At 69.7% G+C, this 782-nt stretch carries 1 protein-coding gene; it reads right to left on the bottom strand.

Going from position 1 to position 782, the window contains the following annotated elements; translation table 11 throughout:
* Positions 1-535: DUF7134 domain-containing protein (locus tag OOT08_RS08965; RefSeq protein WP_442916212.1), on the bottom strand; the 535-nt coding region annotated here is incomplete at its 3' end.
* Between the last annotated feature and the right edge of the window lie 247 nt (positions 536-782).

The following is a 782-nucleotide window of genomic DNA, read 5'->3' on the forward strand; positions in this document are numbered from 1 at the left end:
TGCCGAAGTAAAAGGCCGCACCGAAGTACAGCAGGTTCGTGAACACCTGGATCGCCGACCAGGAGGCCAGCTCGGAGAACAGCCCGGAGCGGGACAGCCCCGGCATGTTCTCGGGTTCGTTCGTGAGCCGGATCAGGTTGACCGTGATCCAGGCGAACATCGCGAGGGTGATGCCCACCCGCGTCAGCATCGCGAGGCGACGGTCCTGCTCCCAGGCACCCACCGAGTAGAGCGCGATGAAGAGGCCGATGCTCACGAAGAGCGCCTCGGGCACGGCGGTCTGCCCGGCGAGGAAGAACCCGGCGGCGACGACGACCGCCACCGCGCTCGGGAAGCGGCGGCGCAGGCTGAGCGGCAGGGTGACGAGCGCGATGCTGAGCAGGCTCAGCCAGAGCGGGGCCGGCTCCGGGAACATGCCAACCCGGGTGTAGAGCAGGAAACTGATGAAGGCGCCGAGCAGGATCAGGGCCGCGCCCATCGCGTCCCGCCGGGTGCCTTCGGCTCCCGGCTTCGGCCGCACCCACTCGTCTCGCATGGTCCCAGCGTAGTGGGGCCGCGTGCGGCCGACTCGGCTGCGGCGGTGCGCGGGCGGCCCGGCACCGCTGTTCCCGCGTCGTTTACCCAGCGGCAACCGGGCCACCCCCCGGGTATGGATGAATGAGCGGGTACCGCTGTTCAGCCACAGCACTCGAAAGGATTTTCATGCAGAACCCCCACCGTCCGCTCCGGGAACGCCCCGGCTCCGGAACGGCCACGCGACGCTCCCTGCGAGGAGGCGCGGT

Origin of the sequence: Leucobacter sp. M11 (assembly GCF_035726885.1) — a bacterium.
In the GTDB taxonomy this organism is placed as follows: domain Bacteria; phylum Actinomycetota; class Actinomycetes; order Actinomycetales; family Microbacteriaceae; genus JAPFRB01.